This window comes from Streptomyces lushanensis, from assembly GCF_001700515.1.
GTDB classification, from domain to species: Bacteria; Actinomycetota; Actinomycetes; order Streptomycetales; family Streptomycetaceae; genus Streptomyces; species Streptomyces lushanensis.
Map to the genome: position 1 here is coordinate 1 of NZ_MAUD01000572.1, position 3,867 is coordinate 3,867.

At 70.7% G+C, this 3,867-nt stretch carries 3 protein-coding genes and 2 pseudogenes; 3 read left to right on the forward strand and 2 right to left on the reverse strand.

What is annotated here, in order from left to right:
- Positions 1 to 683: pseudogene (locus tag BFF77_RS33990) on the reverse strand (SDR family NAD(P)-dependent oxidoreductase); the annotation flags it as partial.
- Positions 684 to 848: 165 nt separating this feature from the next.
- Entirely contained in the window at positions 849 to 1,766 is a 918-nt protein-coding gene (locus BFF77_RS31380; RefSeq protein WP_066956848.1) for a LysR family transcriptional regulator, read from the reverse strand.
- A gap of 72 nt (positions 1,767 to 1,838) precedes the next feature.
- On the opposite strand from BFF77_RS31380, the gene BFF77_RS38330 reads away from it, so the two are divergent.
- The 3 genes and pseudogenes from BFF77_RS38330 to BFF77_RS37450 form a co-directional block, all read left to right on the forward strand.
- Positions 1,839 to 2,024, forward strand: coding sequence for a putative leader peptide (locus tag BFF77_RS38330; RefSeq protein WP_425424456.1), 186 nt, complete (start codon positions 1,839 to 1,841; stop codon positions 2,022 to 2,024).
- A gap of 360 nt (positions 2,025 to 2,384) precedes the next feature.
- Positions 2,385 to 3,553 (forward strand): acyl-CoA dehydrogenase family protein (locus BFF77_RS37445; RefSeq protein ID WP_245703950.1); only part of this gene is annotated, 1,169 nt, incomplete at its 3' end.
- Positions 3,554 to 3,555: 2 nt separating this feature from the next.
- A pseudogene (locus BFF77_RS37450) lies at positions 3,556 to 3,749 on the forward strand (SfnB family sulfur acquisition oxidoreductase); the annotation flags it as partial.
- Positions 3,750 to 3,867 lie beyond the last annotated feature (118 nt).

A 3,867-nucleotide genomic window follows, 5' to 3' on the forward strand; every position in this document is an offset into this window, starting at 1 on the left:
GGCGAGGAAGAGGGCCATGGCGGCGACCTCTTCCGGCCGGCCCATCCTGCCCAGCGGTATCCCGGCCGCGAAACCGTCCTTCAGCCGCCGCCGGAGCCGGGGGCTGTCGCCGGCGAGTCCGGCCAGCCCGTCCACGCCCGGCGTGTCGACGGGGCCGGGACTGATCGCGTTCACCCGTATGCCGCGCCCGGCCAGTTCGGCCGCCCAGGTACGGGCCAGACTGCGGATCGCGGCCTTGGTGGCGCTGTAGACGCTCATCGCCTCCACGCCGCGCGAGGCGTTGGTGGAGGAGAGCAGAATCACCGAGGCGCCGTCGGGTAACAGCGGCAGCGCCTTCTGGGCGGTGAAGACCAGTCCCTTGATGTTGACGCCGAAGGTCCGGTCGAAGTGTTCCTCGGTGATCTCGCCGAGCTTGGCGAACTCGCCGCCGCCCGCGTTGGCGACGAGGACGTCCAGCCGGCCGCTGCGCTCCCGGATCATGGCGTAGAGCCGGTCCAGACCGTCCAGGTCGCAGACATCGCCCGGTACGCCGACGGCCCGCCCGCCGCCCTTCCGCCGTTGATCTCCGCCACGGCCGCGTCCAGTTCGGGCTTGCGGCGGCCGGTGACGTACACCGTCGCGCCCTCGGCGGCGAACCGGTCGGCGACGGCGAGACCTATACCGGCCGAAGCGCCGGTCACCAGGGCGGTCCTGCCGTCGAGCCGGCCCGGTCCCTGTCGCCCTTCCCACCGCTGTCGCTGTTTCTGTTCCCGGCCGTGTTCCTGTTCCTGTCCCTGTCCCATGCGGTCTCCCATCCATCCTCTGTGTCTCTCGCCCAAGGACTTCGGCGCGGCGCCACGCGGCCCGGCTCAGCCGGTGGCGTGTGCGGCGCGGTAGGCGTCGGCGCTCCGTACGAAGGTCTGGTACAGGTCCTGCGTGGCCCGCGGCACGGAGTTCGCCGAAGGGCGTTGCAGCAGCAGGAGCACTTCGGTCTCGTCGCCGGCCAGCGGCCGGTAGGTGATCGCGCCGCACCGCTCCAGCGGATCGCCGATCACACTGAAGTCGGGCAGGACCGTGGCACCGAGGCCCTCGGCCACCATCAGCTTGCCCATCTCCGCTCCGTCCGTGGAGTACGAGAAGGCGGGATTGCGGCCTTCGAGGATGCGGTGGACGAACCGGTGCATGACATAGCCGGAACGCATGATGATCAGCGGCTCGCCCAGCAGATCGTCCACGCCGACCGCGGTCAGTGCCGTCAGCGGGCTGTCCGCGCGTACACAGACCACGGGACGGCCGCGCAGCAGCTCGGTGGAGAGAAAACCGGGCGGCAGGTCGTCGCCCTGGAGATAGTTGACGAGTCCGAGATCGAGTCCGCCCTCCATCAGCTCGCGATGGATCCGCTCCTGCCGCGCCGCGACGACCTCGACCTGTGTCTCCGGGTGGGAGGCCCGGAACTCCCGGATGGTCGGTACGAGCAGCGGTACGGTCGCGGCGTTGACCGTACCGAGCCTGATCATCCGGCTGGTGTGGTGCTGGTCGTCGGCGGCGCGGCGCAGTTTGTCGACGGCGTCCAGGACTCCGATGATGTGCGGCAGCAGCTCGCGGCCCTCGTCGCTGATCCTGGCGCCCGACCGTCTGCGGTCCAGGATGTCCACGCCGAGTTCGCGTTCCAGATTGCGGATCGTCTCGCTGAGGGCCGGCTGCGACACATGCAGTGATTCGGCGGCTCTGCGGAGCGAGCCGAGGCGGGTGACGGCGGCCACGTATTCGAGTTGCTCGATTCGCACGGAGATCCCGCTGAATTCGTTCGGTACTCGTTCTGTACTCGATGGAAGGGAAACCCTATCACCGGCTCGAAGATGCCTGATGGACGCCCGGAGGAGGCCGCCGGTAAGGTTGCGGCGAAAGAGCCGCCGATACGGCGACGACCGTTCGGAACGTCCGGAAGAGGTGACGTCTTGAGGCCAGGGCAGCAAGATCTCACCCGGCGTCGGCACGTCGATCTCGTACGCGTTTCCAGCGCTCTCTGTCGACCGGGCCGCTGAGGACCCTTCCGGGTCAGCCGAGGATAATCCCAGGTCAGCGGTGGTCTGGCGTACCGTGTGTGCCCTGCACGTACGGCCCGCGGGGCCCGCACCGTCTGTGCCGCTCGCGTGCGGCCCGCCCGCCGCTCTCTCGCCGCTCGCGCCTGTTTTGCGCGGCGAATCCTCATGCCGGAGATTCTCCGTACGGATTCGCTCCGCCCCGGCGAGCTGTTTCCTCCGGGTCTTTCCGATCTTCACCGTCTTCCCGGTCTTCCCGCTTCCCGATTTCCCGGAATGGCCATGTGCTCGCGCACGGCCGATTCCACGGTGGATTCCTCCCGTCCGTCCCGTACCTTCCCGTACCTCCTTGGAGGCCGTACCGTGACCGCCGCACCCGCCCGCAATGACTCCTCCGCAGGCCGCACTCCCGTCCGTACGGTGGCCGACGACGCGGAGGCGCTCGTCCTGGCCCGCGAACTGGCCGACGAGTTCCGGGCGGAGGCCGCCGAGCGGGACAGGGACCGCAGGCTGCCGCGCGCCGAGCTCGACCGGCTCTCCGCCAGCGGACTGCTCGGTGTCACCGTGCCGCGCGACCACGGCGGCGCGGATGTCTCCGCGCGCACGCTCGCCGAGATCTTCCGTCTGCTGGCGACCGGTGACGCGAGTCTGGCGCAGATACCGCAGAGCCACTTCGTGTACATCAACGTGCTGCGGCGCCAGGGCAGCCCGGCGCAGCGGAAGTTCTTCTTCGGGGAGGTGCTGGCCGGGCGCCGGTTCGGCAACGCGCAGTCGGAGGCGGGCACGAAGCATGTCCAGGACATCCGTACGCGTCTGACACCGGTGCGGGCCGAGGGCGAGGCGGGTGAGCCGGACGAGGTCGGTGAGGCGGGCGGTGCGGGCGAGACGGGCGGTGCGGGCGAGACGGACGGTGCGGGTGGCGCTGGCGATACGGGCGGTACGGATGCCGCGCGTGGCGCGGCCGGCCCGGGGAGTCCGTACGGCTCGTATCTGCTCAGCGGTGAGAAGCACTACTCCACCGGCGCGCTGTTCGCCGACTGGATCCCGGTCCTGGCGCGCGCCGAGGACGACGCGCTGCATGTCGCGTACGTACCGCGCGACGCCCCGGGCGTGACCGTTCTGGACGACTGGGACGGCATGGGCCAGCGCACCACCGCCAGCGGGACCGTCAGGCTGGTGGATGTGGTGGTCCCGGCCGACCGTGTCGTACCGCACCATCTGACGTTCCAGGGACCGCAGTTGCACGGCGCCGTGGCACAGCTCCTGCACGCGGCGATCGACGCGGGCATCGCGTCGGCGGCGCTGGCGGAGGCCGTCGCGTTCGTTCGTACGAAGAGCCGTCCCTGGTTCGAGAGCGGTTACGAGACGGCCGCCGAGGATCCGCTGCTGATCCAGCGGTTCGGTGAACTCGCCCTTCAGGTACGGGCGGCGGAGGCGCTGCTCAACGCCGCCGCGGACGCGGTGGACGCGGCGTCGGCCGCTCTCACCGACGACAGCGCCGCGGAGGCGTCGATCGCGGTCGCCGCGGCGAANNAGGCGGCGGTCGGGACGAGCAGCGCCCTGTTCGAGGTGGCGGGCACACGCGCGGCCCTGGACAGCCTCAATCTGAACCGGCACTGGCGCGACGCGCGTACGCACACGCTGCACGATCCGGTCCGCTGGAAGGTGCAGCACATCGGCCGCTACGTACTGAGCGGCACGCGGCCACCGCGTCACGGTCTGCTCTGACGCGGCCCGGCACCCGACCGCGCCGACCTGGCACCTGACCGCGTCGGCCCGCGCCGGCCCGCGCCGCCTCATCGTTCTGAGCCTGCCCCTCCTGCCTCCTGCCTCCTGCCCCCTGCCC